Below are 14,512 nucleotides of genomic sequence, written 5' to 3'. Positions count from 1 at the left end.
AGCCGTCGTGGGGCGTCACGCGCTCGTGTCGACCAGCCGGTACCCGACCCCGCGGACGGTGTCGAAGTGCTCGGCGCCGAGCTTGCGCCGCAGGTAGCGGACGTACACGTCGACCACGTTCGACCCGGGGTCGAAGTCGAAGCCCCACACCTCGGAGAGCAGGCGCTCGCGCGTGAGCACGTCGCCGGGGTTGCGCATGAACGTCTCGGCGAGCGCGAACTCGCGCGCGGACAGGTCGACCTCGGTGTCGTCGACCCGCATCCGCCGCGTGCGCAGGTCGAGCTGCAGCCGCCCGTGCACCAGCACGTTCCCGCGCTGCTGGGCGCCGGGCTGGCCGCGCAGCCGCAGCCGGACGCGCGCGAGCAGCTCCTCGAAGCGGAACGGCTTGGCCATGTAGTCGTCGGCGCCGGACTCCAGCCCGGTGACGGTGTCGGTGACGGACGAGCGTGCCGTGAGCACGACGACCGGCAGGTCGTAGCCGGACGTGCGCAGCGCGCGCAGCACCTCGAACCCGTCCATGTCGGCGAGCCCCAGGTCGAGCACCAGCAGGTCGACGCCGCCGCCGCCGATGCGCCGCAGCGCGGCCGTGCCGGTCGGCACCGCCGTCGTCTCGTAGCCGTGCGCGCGCAGACCCTTGGCGACGAACGCCGCGATCCGCTCCTCGTCCTCGGCGATCAGGATGTGCGTCATCGGTGCGGCTCCACGAGCTCGGGGGACTCGGACCCGTCGACGAGTCCGACGGCGGGCAGGTCGAGGACGAACACCACGCCCGGGCCCGACGCGGGCGGCGGGTGCTCGAGGAACACGCGGCCGTCGTGCGCGGCCGCGATCGCGGCGACGATGGGCAGCCCGAGGCCCGCGCCGTGCTGCACGCGGTCCGCCTGGCCGCGGTGGAAGCGCTCGAAGATCCGCGCCTCCTCGGCGGGTGGCACCCCCGGCCCCTCGTCACGGACCCACAGCAGCAGGCGCCCCGCGGCGACCTCGCTGCCCAGCCGCACGGTCGAGCCCGGTGCCGAGAACCGCACGGCGTTCGCGAGCAGCTGCAGCCACGCCTGCGTCACGCGCTGCGCGTCGACGTGCGCGACGACGTCGGCGCGGGACACGACGACGAAGCGGCGGTCGCCCAGACCGCGGGCCTTCTCGAGCACGTCGTCGGTGAGTCGCCCGACGTCGACGGGGGCGGGCCGCACGAAGTCCGGCCGGTCGGCGGTCGCGAGCGTCACGAGGTCGTCCACGAGACGCTGCATGCGGTCGAGCTCGTCGAGCGCGAGCGCCTGCGTCGCGCGCACGTCGGCCTCGTCGGCGGGGTCGAGCAGCTCGAGGTGGCCGCGCACGATGGTCAGGGGCGTCCGCAGCTCGTGCCCGACGTCGTCGAGGAGCTCGCGCTGCGAGCCGAACGCGCGCTCGAGGCGCTCGAGCATGGAGTTCACCGACGCCGCCAGGTCGGCGAGGTCGTCACGGCCCCCGACCGCGATGCGCTCGGACAGGTCGGACTCGGTGACGCGGCGCACGGTGTCGCGCAGCACGCGCACGGGCCGCAGCATGCCGCCGACGACGAACCACGCGACCGCCGACGTCACGGCCAGCGCGGCCACGCCCACCGCCGAGTAGGTCGAGAAGATGCGCCACACCGCGGCGTTCTGGGCCGTCCGGTCGAACGCGAACACCATGAGCCCGTCGGCGTCCGCGTCGACCTCGAGGTGCACCGGCACGGTCGCGAGGCGGTACTCGGTGACGTCCGTGCGCACGGTGCGCGGCTCGCCGGCGAGGGGGTCGTCGGCGGGCAGCTCGCGCAGCCAGGCCATGAGCTCCTCGTCGAGGTCGACGCGGACCGCACCGGTCTCGTCCGCGGGCCGCCACGCGAGGTCGCCCCCGACGAGCGACACGATGCCCTCGTGCTCGCCGGGCACGCGGTTCTCGACGGCCTTCTGCAGGAGCAGCGAGACCGACGTCCAGCGCTGGACGGGTGCCGTCGGGTCGCGGGGGGTCGTCGACGTGCGGTCGGCGTCCACGAGCCCGGCCGACGCGAACGACTCGAACGCCTGCACCGAGCGGCGCAGCGCGTGGTCGGTGCGGGCGTCGCCGGCGCGCAGCTGCAGCGCCAGCCCGGTGACGCCCGCGACCGTCATCGCGGTCGCCGTGAGCGCGACCACGGCGGTCATGAGCCGCCCCCGCACGGTCGCGCGGCGGCCCGCGGCGCGCGGCGGGTCCGACGGGGTGGCGGGGGCTCCCGCCGACGCCGGACCGTTGCGCATGGCGCTCAGTATGGGGGCGGCCGAACCCCCGCAGAAGGGACGTCCACGCCCGGTGCCCCGGACGTGGACGCCGCGCCGCGGCGACCGGGTGGTGCGCGGGCCGGGCTCAGGCCCCGGGCAGGATCCCGCGCTCGATCGCGACGGTGACCGCGCGGGTCCGGTCGTCGACGCCGAGCTTGGCGAACGCGCGCAGCAGGTGCGTCTTGACGGTCGCCTCGGTGATGAACAGCTCGCGTCCGACGGCGGCGTTCGACAGCCCGCGCGCGACCCCCGCGAGCACCTGGCGCTCGCGGGGCGTGAGCCGTTCGCCGCCGTCGCCCCGGACCTGCTGCACGAGCCGCAGCGCGACGGACGGCGACAGCGCGGACTCGCCGCGCGCCGCTGCCCGCACGCCCGCGACGAGCTGCGCCCGCGGCGTGTCCTTGAGCAGGTAGCCCGTCGCACCGGCCTCGACCGCGCGCAGGATGTCGGTGTCCGTCTCGTAGGTCGTGAGCACGAGCACGTGGACCCCGGGCAGCTCGGCGACGATCCGCCGCGTGGCCTCGGCGCCGTCGGTGCCGGGCATCCTCAGGTCCATGAGCACGAGGTCCGGGCGCAGCGCGTGCGCGAGCGCGACCGCCTGCGCGCCGTCGTCGGCCTCGCCCACGACCTCGAGGTCCGGTTCGAGCGCGAGCAGCGCGACGAGCCCCGAGCGCAGCACCGGGTGGTCGTCGGCGACGACGACGCGCACGCTCACGGCTCCTCCTCGGGGTGGGCGTCGTCGGTCGTGCCGTCCTGCGGGGCGCCCGCGGGCACGCGGACCCGCACGCGCGTGCCGTCGCCGGGGGAGCCGGCGACGTCGACGCCGCCACCGGCCGCGTCGGCGCGTGCGCGCATGCCCCGCAGCCCGACGCCCTCGGCGGCGCCGGCGGTCAGGCCCCTGCCGTCGTCGACGACCTCGAGCACGACGTCGTCGCCCGCCCGGGCGAGCCGCAGCGTCACGTGCGACGCTCCCGCGTGGCGTCGCACGTTCGCGAGCGACTCCTGCGCGGCGCGCAGCAGCACGACCTGCGCCTCGCGGCCCGGCACGCCGTCGGGTGCGTCGTCGACGACGACGACGCGCACGCCGGTCTCGACGCCGAACCGCTGCGCGAGGCGCCGCAGCGCGTCGGCGAGCGAGCCGTCGCCCAGGCCCGGGGGCGAGAACGCGCCGACGAGCGCGCGCGCCTCCGCGAGGTTGTCGCGCGCGACGTCCTCGATGTGGCCGAGGCGCTCGGCGACGCGCTCGACGTGCCCGCCGGCGAGCTCGGCGGCGGCGGTCTGCGCGAGCATGACGACCGACGTGAACCCCTGCGCGAGCGTGTCGTGGATCTCGCCGGCGAGGCGCTCGCGCTCGGCGACGACGCCCGCGGCGTGGTGCGACGCCGCGAGCGCGTCCTGCGTCGCGCGCAGCTCCTCCAGCAGGTACGCACGCTCCTCGCTCTGCTCGGCGACGTGCGTGATCCACAGCCCGAGCACGACCGCGAACAGCAGCGCGATGCCGAACTGCCCGGCGATCTGCGCCGCGACCCCACTGTCGGCGCCCTCGCGCCACACCGAGGCCGCCGCGACACCCACCGTGAGGGCGGCGCACCACAGGACGCCGGCCCGCCGCGTCCGTGCGAAGAACCAGACCTGCGAGTACGCGAGGAACAGCAGGACCGTCCCGATGCCGCCCAGCACCACCTGCGCGGTGCTGACGGCCGTCAGCACCGCGAGGTACGCGTCGGCGCGACGCGGGGCGCCGCGCACCGCGGCGACGTGGCCGAGCACGCCGTACGCGACCGCCAGCAGGACCAGCAGCGCTACCGCGACGACCTTGCGCTGCGTCGGCATCGAGTCGAGCGCGATCGCGCCGGCCGACAGCACGACCATCGCGACGAACCCCAGGTCCCACAGCCGCAGCGTGCGGAGCCAGAAGTCGTGCCGGCCCACGACCTCCCGCTCCGGTGCCGACGACGCGCTCATGCCCCGGACTCTGCCACGCGCGGGGCGTCAGCCGTCGTCACGCCGCCGCCAGCGGAACGTGCGCACGCCGACCACGAGCCCGACCACGAGCCACGCCGCGAGCACCGCCGCCGTGGCGCCGTGCTGCCACGACCCCGACGGCTCGACCACGACCGCGGCGTCCGGCAGGAACACCGAGCGCATGCCCTGGGCCATCCACTTGAGCGGGAACACCGACGCCACCTGCTGCATCCAGGTCGGCAGCTGGTCGAACCGGAAGAACACGCCCGACACGAACTGCAGGACCAGCACCACGGGGATGACGACCGGGCTCGCGGAGCGCCCGGTGCGCGGCACGGACGAGTAGGCGACGCCGCACACGGCCCCCGCGGCCGTGCCGAGCACGAACACCCACGCGAACGTGCCCCAGCGGGCCGCGTCGTCGGGCAGCGGCACGTCGAACACGAGCGCCGCGACCGCGAGCAGCAGCGCGGTCTGCACGCCGGCGGTCACGAGCACCTGCCCGGTCTTGCCGAGGAAGTACGCGGCCGGCGGAAGCGGCGTCGAGCGCAGGCGCTTCAGCGTGCCGTCGTCGCGCTCGCCCGCGATCGAGATCGCGAGGTTCTGGAAGCTCGAGAGCATGACGCCCGTCGCGACCATCCCGGGCAGGAAGTACTGCGGGAAGTGCACGCCCGACCCGGCGACGACCTCGTCGTCGGTGCCGAAGACCGTCGCGAAGATCGCGAGCATGAGGATCGGGTAGGCGAACACGAACACGACGGCGTCGCGCTCGCGGAAGAACGTGCGGACCTCGAACGCGGTGCGCGACCACGCGAGGCGGGCGGTGCCCGGCAGACGGCCCGCGGTGCGCGGGGCGCCGCGGCCCGTGCCGCGCGTCGGGGCGGGGGTGGTCGTGGTCATCGGGGCGTCTCCTCGTGCGTCGTGCCGGCGGCGTCGTGCGCGGCGTCGATGAGCCCGAGGTAGACGTCCTCGAGCGTCGGGCGCAGCACCTGCAGCCCGGCGACCTCGCCGTCCGCGCCCGCGAGCCGGCTCGTGAGCCGTGCGACGAGCGCGGTGGGCGTGTCGGTGACCTCCTCGCGCGGGGTGCCGTCCTCGGTCCACCGCACGCGCGCGCGCCGCGCGCGGCGCCCTCCCAGGGTGTCGGGCGCCCCCTGCGCGACCACGCGCCCGTCCGCGACGACGACCACCCGGTCGGCCAGGTGCTCGGCCTCCTCGAGGTAGTGCGTCGTCAGCAGGATCGTCGTGCCCTCGTCGCGCAGGCCCTTCACCAGGCCCCAGAACTCGTGGCGGGCCTGCGGGTCGAAGCCGGTCGTCGGCTCGTCGAGGAACAGCAGCTCGGGGTCGCCGACCACGCCGAGCGCGACGTCGAGGCGGCGCCGCTGCCCGCCCGACAGGGCGCGCGTGCGCGCCGACCTCTTCTCGCGCAGCCCGACGGCGTCGATCACGGCCTCGGGGTCGCGCGGCGCGGGGTAGAAGCCCGCGACGTGGTGCACGATCTCGCGCACCGTCGCCTCGGCCATGTCGTGGTTGTCCTGCAGCACGACGCCGAGCCGGGACCGCCACCGCCGGTCGCCGTGCGCCGGGTCCTCGCCGAGCACGCGCACGTGGCCCGCGTCCGCGCGGCGGAACCCCTCGAGCGTCTCGACGGTCGTCGTCTTGCCCGCGCCGTTCGGCCCGAGCACCGCCACGATCTCGCCGTGCTCGACACGCAGGTCGAGCCCGTCGACGGCGCGCTTGTCGCCGTACCTCTTGTGCAGGCCCTCGACCAGGACGGCCGGGGCACTCGTCGTCGTCATGCGCCCAGCGTGGCCGCCGGGGCGGCCGTCGCGGGACGACCGGGAGACGGGTCCGGGGGTCCACCGATCGGTGGACCCCCGGCTCAGCGCGACGCGGCGACCGACGTCAGACGGCCTCGCCCAGCAGCGCCTGGATGCGGCGCACGCCCTCGACGAGGTCGTCGTCGCCGAGCGCGTACGACAGCCGCAGGTACCCGCTCGGGCCGAACGCCTCGCCGGGGACCACGGCCACCTCGGCCTCGTCGAGGATCAGCGCGGCCAGCTCGGCCGACGTCGTCGGCGTGACGCCGCGGATCGTCCGGCCCAGCACGCCCTCGACCGACGGGTACGCGTAGAACGCGCCCTGCGGCGCGGGGCACCGCACGCCGTCGATCGCCTCGAGCATCTCGACCATGGTGCGGCGACGCCGGTCGAACGCCGCGCGCATCGTCTCGACGGCCGACAGGTCGCCCGTGAGCGCGGCGACGGCCGCGCGCTGCGACACGTTCGCGACGTTCGACGTGAGGTGCGACTGCAGGTTGGTCGCGGCCTTGACGACGTCCGACGGCCCGATCATCCAGCCCACGCGCCAGCCGGTCATCGCGTACGTCTTGGCGACGCCGTTGAGGACGATCGTGGTGTCCGCGAGCTCGGGGACCACGCGCACGACGGGCGTGAACACCGCGTGGTCGTACGTGAGGTGCTCGTAGATCTCGTCGGTGATCACCCAGATGCCGTGCTCGAGCGCCCAGCGCCCGATCTCGGCGGTCTGCTCGGGCGAGTACACGGCGCCCGTGGGGTTGGACGGCGAGTTGAACAGCAGCGCCTTGGTGCGCGGCGTGCGCGCGGCCTCGAGCTGCTCGACGGTGACGAGGTAGCCCTGGTCGACGCCGGCGAACACCTCGACCGGCGACGCGCCGGTGAGGCGGATCGCCTCGGGGTACGTCGTCCAGTAGGGCGCGGGCAGCAGCACCTCGTCGCCCGGGTCGAGGATCGCCGCGAACGCCTGGTAGACGGCCTGCTTGCCGCCGTTCGTCACGAGCACGTCGGACGGGCGCACCTCGTACCCGGAGTCGCGCAGCGTCTTGGCGGCGATCGCCTCGCGCAGCGCGGGCAGGCCGGCGGCGGGGGAGTAGCGGTGGTTCGCCGGGTCCTGCGCGGCGCGCACCGCGGCCTCGACGATGTAGTCGGGCGTCGGGAAGTCGGGCTCGCCGGCGCCGAACCCGATGACGGGCCTGCCGGCGGCCTTGAGGGCCTTCGCCTTGGCGTCGACCGCGAGCGTCGCGGACTCCGCGATGGCGGCGACGCGGGTGGAGACCCGCGCGCGGGGGGACGTCGACGTCGCTGCGCTGTGCTCGCTCACGACTCCCATCCAAGCAGAGCCGTCGCCGCGCGCGTCGCGGGTGTCACGACGTGGTACGCACGTGCCCGTCGCCGCAGCGCCGGACGACCGGGTTCGACCACGCGCCGCGGGTCGCGTACAGTGATCCCCCGGCGGTTGACGCCCGCCATGATGAAGCACGCCCTCGCGCGAGGGTCGGCGGACTCGTGGTGGACCAGGCCGTCGTAGGGCAGTGGCGCAATTGGTAGCGCAGCGGTCTCCAAAACCGCAGGTTGCAGGTTCGAGTCCTGTCTGCCCTGCGCACGCGGAACGACCTCGGCCCGGCCGCCCCTCGGGGTCGGCCGCCGGTCGCGGGTCGCCCGCCGTGAGCAGGACCGCCGGACGGTCCGGCGCGACGCGTCGGCCTGTCGGCACGTCCTCGACCCGCGGCACCCACCCGGGAGTCGCACGACGACGAGTCACGAGACAGGGGCCAGACGTGAGCGATACCGCAGCGGCCGCGGCGTCCGACGCCGAGGGCTCGGCCGCCCGCAAGGGCGAGCACGCACCGCGTCGTGGCGAGGAGAAGCGCGGGCTGTTCGCGCGCATCGCGCTCTTCGTGCGCCAGGTCGTGGCCGAGCTCAAGAAGGTCGTCCGGCCCACGCGTCAGGAGCTCGTGACCTACACGGGCGTCGTGCTCGTCTTCGTCGCGGTCGTCATGGCCTTCGTGACGGTCATCGACCTGGGCCTCGGCCAGCTGACGTTCCTCGTCTTCGGGTGACGCGCGCCGGCCCGGCGCCGGCACCCACCCCACCCGCGCGGCCCCGGGCCGCGCACCGCCGGCCCGCGGGCCGACCACCGGAGAAAGCAGGTTGCACGTGTCGCAGGAGTCGCAGGAGCCCACGCCGGGCGCCGAGGACGAGCTCGCGGACGCCATCGCGTCGGTCGAGTCGGTCGAGGCGACCGCGGGTGACGAGGTCGACGGCGAGGACGTCGAGGCGACCGAGGTCGACGACGTGGCCGGCGACGACGAGGTCGACGCCGACGAGCCCGTGGCGGACGCCGCCGACGAGGACGAGGACGAGGACGACGAAGACCCGGTCGAGGCGTTCAAGACCGCGCTGCGCCGCCAGCCCGGCGACTGGTACGTCATCCACTCGTACGCCGGCTACGAGAACCGCGTGAAGGCGAACCTCGAGTCGCGCACGCAGAGCCTCAACATGGAGGACTACATCTTCCAGGTCGAGGTGCCCATGGAAGAGGTCGTCGAGATCAAGAACGCGCAGCGCAAGGTCGTCAAGCGCGTGCGGATCCCCGGCTACGTCCTCGTCCGCATGGACCTCACCGACGAGTCGTGGGGCGCGGTGCGTCACACGCCCGGCGTCACGGGCTTCGTCGGCCACACCCACCAGCCGGTCCCCCTGACGCTCGACGAGGTCTTCTCGATGCTCGCGCCCGTCATCGAGGCCAAGGCGCCCACGCAGGCCGCCACCAAGGCGGCCGCGAAGCCCGTCGAGGTCGACTTCACGGTCGGCGAGTCGGTCACCGTCACAGACGGCGGCCCCTTCGACACGCTGCCCGCCACGATCTCCGAGATCAACGCCGAGAGCCAGAAGCTCAAGGTGCTCGTGTCGCTCTTCGGCCGGGAGACCCCGGTCGAGCTGTCCTTCAGCCAGGTCTCGAAGATCTGACCTGCTGACCGCCCCGCGCCGCGGGGCCCTGCAACCGGGTCATCGCCCACGGCGTCGGCCCACGAGGAAGAGAGGGAGGCGTCATGCCCCCGAAGAAGAAGGTCACCGGCCTCATCAAGCTCCAGATCAACGCCGGCGCGGCCACCCCCGCGCCGCCGATCGGCCCCGCGCTCGGTCAGCACGGCGTCAACATCATGGAGTTCTGCAAGGCGTACAACGCGGCGACCGAGTCGCAGCGCGGCAACGTCATCCCCGTCGAGATCACGGTGTACGAGGACCGCTCGTTCACCTTCATCACGAAGACGCCGCCGGCCGCCGAGCTCATCAAGAAGGCGGCGGGCGTCGCCAAGGGCTCGCCCACGCCGCACACCACCAAGGTCGCGAGCCTCACCCGCGAGCAGGTGCGCGAGATCGCGTCCACCAAGCTCGAGGACCTCAACGCGAACGACCTCGCGGCCGCCGAGAAGATCATCGCCGGCACCGCGCGTTCCATGGGGATCACGGTCCAGGACTGAGACCCCCCAGGGCGGCGCCCGCCGGGCGCCGCCCCGCACCACCCCTGTGGCAGGGCCCGCGTGCGGCCCGTTCGACCACGACTGCTGAGAAGGAGACAGGCAGATGCCCAAGCACAGCAAGGCGTACCGCGCCGCCGTCGAGAAGATCGAGGCCGGCCGCGTCTACGCGCCGCTCGAGGCCGTGCGCCTCGCGCAGGAGACGTCGACCACCAAGTACGACGCGACCGTCGAGGTCGCGTTCCGCCTCGGTGTCGACCCCCGCAAGGCCGACCAGATGGTCCGTGGCACGGTCAACCTGCCCCACGGCACCGGCAAGACCGCCCGCGTCATCGTCTTCGCGAACGGCGAGCGCGCCGAGCAGGCCCGCGCCGCGGGCGCCGACGAGGTGGGCGGCGACGAGCTCATCGCCAAGGTCGCCGACGGCTGGACCGACTTCGACGCCGCCGTCGCGACGCCGGACCTCATGGGCAAGGTCGGCCGCCTCGGCAAGGTCCTCGGCCCGCGTGGTCTCATGCCGAACCCGAAGACCGGCACCGTGACGATGGACGTGGCCAAGGCCGTGTCCGACATCAAGGGCGGCAAGATCGAGTTCCGCGTCGACCGGCACGCGAACCTCCACTTCATCATCGGCAAGACGTCGTTCTCCGACGTCCAGCTCGTGGAGAACTACGCCGCGGCGCTCGAGGAGATCCTGCGTCTCAAGCCGGCCGCGTCGAAGGGCCGCTACATCACCAAGGCGACGCTCTCGACGACCAACGGCCCCGGCATCCCGCTGGACCAGAGCAAGACGCGCAACCTCACCGAGGAGGACGCTGCCTGACGGCAGGTCCACCACGCAGGACGGCCCGGCACCCTCGAGGGTGCCGGGCCGTCCTGCGTCCCGGGTGGCGCGTACCCGCCCCGCGCCGTGCGTGGTCCCCCCTGCGGACCGCGCCCGGCGCGCCGGCGGGCTCAGCGACGCGTCACCACGGCAGCCACGGCGTCACGCACGTGCCGTCGGGTGTCTCGCAGACGAGCCGGACGGGCCCCTCGGGCGTGATCCCCAGCCGGAAGTAGCCGACCTCGTCGGTCGTCACCTCGGCGACGTCGCGGTCCGGCGTCCGGAGCACGACGTGCCCCCGACGTGCGGGGATCAGCTGGCCCTCGACGCCGGAGTCGCCCACCTCGACCTCGACGCCGACGCCGTCCCCCTCGAACACGAGGGTCCGTGACGGCTGCCCGCTCCGGTCCCGGACGGCCACGGGGCCGTCCGCCGTGCTCGAGTCGTGGACGAGCTCCAGCAGGAGCAGGTCGACCGCGAGCTCGTCGCGGAGCGCGAGCATGCCGCGGTGCGCGTGGAACGCGGACGACGCGGCGCGCTCGACGCGCCGGCGCAGGTCGTCGTCGGCGACCGCGGCGGCGAGGTCGGCCGCGAGCGCGTCGTCGTCCTGCCAGGTCTCGGGCGACCAGGCCGGTGCGGGCGGCTCATCCGAGGGCCAGGGCATCGTGGCCTCCTTCACGCGTGGTGGTCCCGGTCGGGGCCGCGAGGTAGGTGCGGATCGCGGCGGTCCGACGCAGCCGCGCGAGCCCACGCTGCCGTGTCGGCCCGATCGACCCGATCGGGATGCCGAGCAGCGCCGACACCTCCTGGTAGCTCGGTGCGGGGTCGGTCGACAGCAGGAGCAGCAGCTCGCGCTGGTGATCGGGCAGCTCGGCGAGCGCGGCCCGCAGCGCGGCGTGCCGCTCGGCACGCAGCAGCTCGGCGTCGAGGTCGGCGTGGTCGGGCGCGTCGAGACGCCCGGTGGCGGGGTCGACGGGCACCGAGCGGCGCGCCTGCTGGGTGACGCGGATGCACTCGTGCCGGGTCGCGGTCGCGATCCACCCGGGCAGTGCCTCGGGCTCGCGGAGGTCCCCCAGGTGCTCGAGGAGGTTCAGCCAGACGGTCTGGGCGACGTCCTCGGCCTGCTGCGGCGTGAGGCGGAACTGCCGCACGCGGGACATGACGAGCGCCGTGTGGCGGTGCACGATCTCCGACCAGGACCCCTCGTCGCCCGCGAGGGCACCCGAGACGAGCTGCGAGGTCGTGCGCTCGTGGTACGGACCGCCTCGCTGCTCCCGGCTGCTCACCGCGCGCCTCCTCCGACCGTCGGGCTCGTCCCGCAGGCCATCATGGCGCGCCGCGAGGCACGTGCCCAGCACGTCAGCCCTCCGACCTGGGTGCGCGCACGCCGCGGTGCGGCGCGGGGCCCCGCCGCGCTGCCGCGTCGGGCAGCCTCGCCGGGCCGGCTGCGGGGCGACGTCGCACGGTTCCTCCTCGGTGGGGCACACGGTGGTGGTGGCGGGGTCGGCGACGGTCCGGCGCGTCCCCCCGATGAGAGGCGGTGGCGTGCCGCCCTGATACCTCGCGCGCGTCCGTACGCACCGGCGCGGCGTCACAACCCGCCCAGCACGTGCAGCGCGCGGCCGTAGTCCGGCAGCGGGCGTCCGGTGGCGCGCAGCCGCGCGTAGGCGCGCCGCGCGCCGACGCCGTGCTCCCGCATGAGGTTCGCGACGGCGCCGGCGACCTGCGGCGCGGCGAACGACGTCCCGCTCCACCACGCGAACGCGTCGGCGGGGAAGTCGTCGGGGTCGGCCGTGAACTCGTACGACTCGCGACCCTCGACGAACGGTGCGCGGATGCCCTCGGCCACGGCCGAGCAGTCGACCCAGAACCCGTGGCTCGACCACGGTGCGGGCCGACCGTCCGGCGTGAGCCCCGCGACCGCGACGACCTGCCGGAACGCGGCCGGCCACACGGGTCGCGTGCTGCCGGAGTTGCCGGCGGCCGCGACCACGAGGATCTCGCGTCCGGTCTCGTCCTCGATCGCCTCGATCGCCTCGAGCGCGGCCTCGACGGCCAGCGACGGCTGGTCGAACCGCGTGCTCGACCCCAGCGACAGGTTGATGACGTCGGCTCCCGCGCGCGCCGCCCGCACCATGGCCGTGGCCACGTCGACCTCGCTGCCGACGCCACCGCCCAGCAGCGCGCGGTGGACGGTGAGGCGCGCGTGCGGCGCGACGCGTGCCACCACGCCCGCGACGAACGTGCCGTGGCCCGCGCACAGGTCGAGGTAGCCGTCGTCGGGCTCGATGTCGAGCGGGTCGATGTTGCGGTCCCGCCCGCGGCGGTGGCGCGGCACCGCCGCGAGCCAGCCGTCGGCGCGCACGCGGGCGTCGATGCCCGTGTCGACCACCGCGACGTGGGGTGCGTCGTCGGCCGGACCGTCCGTCACGGGGGGCAGCGGGTCGGCGAGCGCCGGGCCGCCGAGGTTCTTCATGACGGGGTCGCACGGCAGCACCTGGTTCTGCGACGCCGCGAAGCCGCGCAGGCGCAGCTCGGCCACGGTGTCGTCGAGGTCGTCGAGCGTGACGCCCTCGGCGCGCAGCAGCACGACGCGCTCGGCGATGCCGTCGAGGTCGACGCGCGCGCGGCGCAGCCCGCGCGCCTCGAGGTAGGCGCGCGCGCCCCGGTCCGACCACGTCGCCGCGGTGACGACCAGCTCGCCCTCGACCGCCAGCACGTGCGGCCCGCCGTCGTCCGTGACGGCGCCGATCCGCTGGTCCGTGCGGGCGTGGTACCGGCGCGAGACGGACCGCGCCGCCTGCCGGCGCAGCGCGGGGTCCTGCGCGGTGCGGACCAGCTCGGTCACCTGCCGCCGGACCTTGGTCCGCGCGGCGGACCCCGCGGGGTCGGGGTGGGGGTGACCGGTAGCGTCGGTGGTGCTCATCGTCGGGCTCCTTGGGGGCCTCGTGCTGCCTGGGGCGGGAGGGACATGACGCGGACGGCGCCGCTCGCGGACGGGTCCACGGAGCAGGAGCGCCGCGACGCGCTGCTGATACGTGCCCGTGCGCTCGCGGACCGGGCCGCGTCCGACCCGCGCGCCGTCGAGGAGGACGCGCACGCGCTGGTGCTGCGGGCGCGGCACGCGTCCGCGCACGCCGCGCACGCGGTCGGCCTGCGTGCGCTGGCCGCGGTGCACCGCGCGCGGTGGGAGCACGCCGAGGCGGCCCGCCTGCTCGGCAGGGCCCTCCGCCTGGGGCCGCGGCACGGCGACCGGCTCGTCGACGCCGAGCTGCTCGCGGCGCGTGCCGCGGTGAGGCACGGGCAGGGCCGCGTGACGGGTGCCGTGCGGGACGTCGACGCGGCGCTGCGGGCCCTCGCGGAGGCGCGCGACGCCGCCGCGGGGGAGCGCGAGCGGCTCGGGGCGTACCTCGAGCTCCAGCGCGCGGCGCTCGACCACAACGCGGGTCGCCTGCGTGACGCGGAGGCCCGGTACCGGCGCATCCTCTCCTCGGGCCGGGCGTCGGACGACGTGACGGTCCGCGTGGCCAACAACCTCGCGCTCGTGCTGGCGGCCCGTGGCCGGCACGCGGAGGCGCTCGCCTGGTCGTCCCGCGCCGTGGCGGTCGCGTCGGGCCTCGGCCCGGTGCCGCACGTGGTCACGCGGCAGACGCACGCCTGGGTGACCGTGCACCAGGGGCGCCTCGCCGACGGCCTGCGGGAGTTCGCGCAGGTCGCCGACGCGTACCGCGCCGCCGGGCTGCCGCTGGGCGAGCACCACGTCGAGGTGGCGGACGCGATGGCCGACCTGCGGCTGCTCCCCGAGGCGATCGCGGCGGCCCAGGACGCCGCGGACGAGCACGCGCGTGCCGGGACGTGGCTGATGTGGGTCGAGGCGCAGACGCGCCTCGCGCAGCTGCACCTCGCGCGCGGCGACGCCGTCCGTGCGCGAGAGCTGGCCGCCGCGCTGCTGACGCGCAGCCGCACGCAGCGGCGGGGCGCGTGGCTCGCCCGTGCCCGCGTGGTCGACTCGCGGGCGCGCGCGGCCCTCGGCGAGGACGTCGCGGGCGACGTCGCGGCGCTGCGGCGCGCGGCGGCCGGCCTGCGCCGGCACGGCGACCTGGCGGCCGCGGTCGACGCCTACCTGGCGGCGGGGCGGGCGGCGCTGAC

Annotated in this window: 15 protein-coding genes and 1 tRNA gene; 6 read left to right on the top strand and 10 right to left on the bottom strand. The window is 75.3% G+C overall.

Annotated features, from left to right (window positions below):
* Positions 1-15 precede the first annotated feature (15 nt).
* From CS2_RS11875 to CS2_RS11845, 7 genes are all read right to left on the bottom strand, one after another.
* The gene (locus CS2_RS11875) at positions 16-690 is read right to left on the bottom strand and encodes a response regulator transcription factor (protein WP_046529015.1); all 675 of its coding nucleotides are present in this window, start codon (positions 688-690) and stop codon (positions 16-18) included.
* Positions 687-2,255, bottom strand: coding sequence for a sensor histidine kinase (locus tag CS2_RS11870; protein ID WP_046529014.1), 1,569 nt, complete (start codon positions 2,253-2,255; stop codon positions 687-689). The genes CS2_RS11875 and CS2_RS11870 overlap by 4 nt, the downstream gene beginning before the upstream one ends.
* A 106-nt stretch (positions 2,256-2,361) precedes the next feature.
* Positions 2,362-2,991, bottom strand: a complete 630-nt coding sequence (locus CS2_RS11865; RefSeq protein WP_070320156.1) for a response regulator — start codon at positions 2,989-2,991, stop codon at positions 2,362-2,364.
* Positions 2,988-4,241 carry a sensor histidine kinase gene (locus tag CS2_RS11860; RefSeq protein WP_070320155.1) on the bottom strand — a complete coding sequence of 418 codons (1,254 nt, stop codon included), beginning with the start codon at positions 4,239-4,241 and terminating at the stop codon, positions 2,988-2,990. The genes CS2_RS11865 and CS2_RS11860 overlap by 4 nt, the downstream gene beginning before the upstream one ends.
* A 27-nt stretch (positions 4,242-4,268) precedes the next feature.
* Positions 4,269-5,141: an ABC transporter permease gene (locus CS2_RS11855; protein WP_046529011.1), complete on the bottom strand. Its 873-nt coding sequence runs from the start codon at positions 5,139-5,141 to the stop codon at positions 4,269-4,271.
* Positions 5,138-6,037 (bottom strand): ABC transporter ATP-binding protein, encoded by a 900-nt coding sequence (locus tag CS2_RS11850; RefSeq protein ID WP_070320154.1) that lies wholly within the window; start codon positions 6,035-6,037, stop codon positions 5,138-5,140. Before CS2_RS11850 ends, CS2_RS11855 begins: the two co-directional genes overlap by 4 nt.
* Before the next feature lie 106 nt (positions 6,038-6,143).
* Entirely contained in the window at positions 6,144-7,388 is a 1,245-nt protein-coding gene (locus CS2_RS11845) for a pyridoxal phosphate-dependent aminotransferase (protein WP_070320153.1), read from the bottom strand.
* Positions 7,389-7,584: 196 nt separating this feature from the next.
* Between CS2_RS11845 and CS2_RS11840 the strand changes: the two genes are divergently transcribed.
* The 5 genes from CS2_RS11840 to rplA all read left to right on the top strand — a co-directional run bounded on the left by CS2_RS11840 (position 7,585) and on the right by rplA (position 10,363).
* Positions 7,585-7,657, top strand: a tRNA-Trp gene (locus CS2_RS11840).
* Between the two features lie 179 nt (positions 7,658-7,836).
* A complete protein-coding gene (gene secE, locus CS2_RS11835) occupies positions 7,837-8,118 on the top strand; it encodes a preprotein translocase subunit SecE (RefSeq protein WP_046529009.1) in 282 nt (93 codons plus the stop codon).
* 97 nt (positions 8,119-8,215) lie between these two features.
* Positions 8,216-9,028 carry a transcription termination/antitermination protein NusG gene (gene nusG / locus CS2_RS11830; RefSeq protein ID WP_046529008.1) on the top strand — a complete coding sequence of 271 codons (813 nt, stop codon included), beginning with the start codon at positions 8,216-8,218 and terminating at the stop codon, positions 9,026-9,028.
* 83 nt (positions 9,029-9,111) lie between these two features.
* A complete protein-coding gene (rplK, locus tag CS2_RS11825) occupies positions 9,112-9,543 on the top strand; it encodes a 50S ribosomal protein L11 (protein ID WP_046529007.1) in 432 nt (143 codons plus the stop codon).
* 103 nt (positions 9,544-9,646) lie between these two features.
* A complete protein-coding gene (gene rplA, locus CS2_RS11820; RefSeq protein WP_046529006.1) occupies positions 9,647-10,363 on the top strand; it encodes a 50S ribosomal protein L1 in 717 nt (238 codons plus the stop codon).
* Between the two features lie 142 nt (positions 10,364-10,505).
* On the opposite strand, the gene CS2_RS11815 is transcribed toward rplA, so the two are convergent.
* The 3 genes from CS2_RS11815 to CS2_RS11805 all read right to left on the bottom strand — a co-directional run bounded on the left by CS2_RS11815 (position 10,506) and on the right by CS2_RS11805 (position 13,289).
* A complete protein-coding gene (locus CS2_RS11815) occupies positions 10,506-11,027 on the bottom strand; it encodes a hypothetical protein (RefSeq protein ID WP_070320152.1) in 522 nt (173 codons plus the stop codon).
* A complete protein-coding gene (locus CS2_RS11810) occupies positions 11,008-11,649 on the bottom strand; it encodes an RNA polymerase sigma factor (protein WP_070320151.1) in 642 nt (213 codons plus the stop codon). Before CS2_RS11810 ends, CS2_RS11815 begins: the two co-directional genes overlap by 20 nt.
* A gap of 305 nt (positions 11,650-11,954) precedes the next feature.
* Positions 11,955-13,289 (bottom strand): S8 family peptidase, encoded by a 1,335-nt coding sequence (locus CS2_RS11805; protein WP_070320150.1) that lies wholly within the window; start codon positions 13,287-13,289, stop codon positions 11,955-11,957.
* Positions 13,290-13,334: 45 nt separating this feature from the next.
* On the opposite strand from CS2_RS11805, the gene CS2_RS11800 reads away from it, so the two are divergent.
* Positions 13,335-14,512: hypothetical protein (locus CS2_RS11800; RefSeq protein WP_217997386.1), on the top strand; the 1,178-nt coding region annotated here is incomplete at its 3' end.

This window comes from Cellulomonas iranensis NBRC 101100 = JCM 18110, assembly GCF_001552375.1.
Classification (GTDB): Bacteria; Actinomycetota; Actinomycetes; order Actinomycetales; family Cellulomonadaceae; genus Cellulomonas; species Cellulomonas iranensis.
This window is presented reverse-complemented; position numbering and strand designations above follow the sequence as displayed.

Excerpts from the sequence above, each read along its gene's own strand:
- rplK (WP_046529007.1), top strand. The coding sequence starts at position 9,112 with ATGCCCCCGAAGAAGAAGGTCACCGGCCTCATCAAGCTCCAGATCAAC.
- CS2_RS11845 (WP_070320153.1), bottom strand. The coding sequence starts at position 7,388 with ATGGGAGTCGTGAGCGAGCACAGCGCAGCGACGTCGACGTCCCCCCGC.
- CS2_RS11805 (WP_070320150.1), bottom strand. The coding sequence starts at position 13,289 with ATGAGCACCACCGACGCTACCGGTCACCCCCACCCCGACCCCGCGGGG.
- CS2_RS11850 (WP_070320154.1), bottom strand. The coding sequence starts at position 6,037 with ATGACGACGACGAGTGCCCCGGCCGTCCTGGTCGAGGGCCTGCACAAG.
- CS2_RS11860 (WP_070320155.1), bottom strand. The coding sequence starts at position 4,241 with ATGAGCGCGTCGTCGGCACCGGAGCGGGAGGTCGTGGGCCGGCACGAC.
- CS2_RS11855 (WP_046529011.1), bottom strand. The coding sequence starts at position 5,141 with ATGACCACGACCACCCCCGCCCCGACGCGCGGCACGGGCCGCGGCGCC.
- rplA (WP_046529006.1), top strand. The coding sequence starts at position 9,647 with ATGCCCAAGCACAGCAAGGCGTACCGCGCCGCCGTCGAGAAGATCGAG.
- CS2_RS11875 (WP_046529015.1), bottom strand. The coding sequence starts at position 690 with ATGACGCACATCCTGATCGCCGAGGACGAGGAGCGGATCGCGGCGTTC.
- CS2_RS11815 (WP_070320152.1), bottom strand. The coding sequence starts at position 11,027 with ATGCCCTGGCCCTCGGATGAGCCGCCCGCACCGGCCTGGTCGCCCGAG.
- CS2_RS11870 (WP_046529014.1), bottom strand. The coding sequence starts at position 2,255 with ATGCGCAACGGTCCGGCGTCGGCGGGAGCCCCCGCCACCCCGTCGGAC.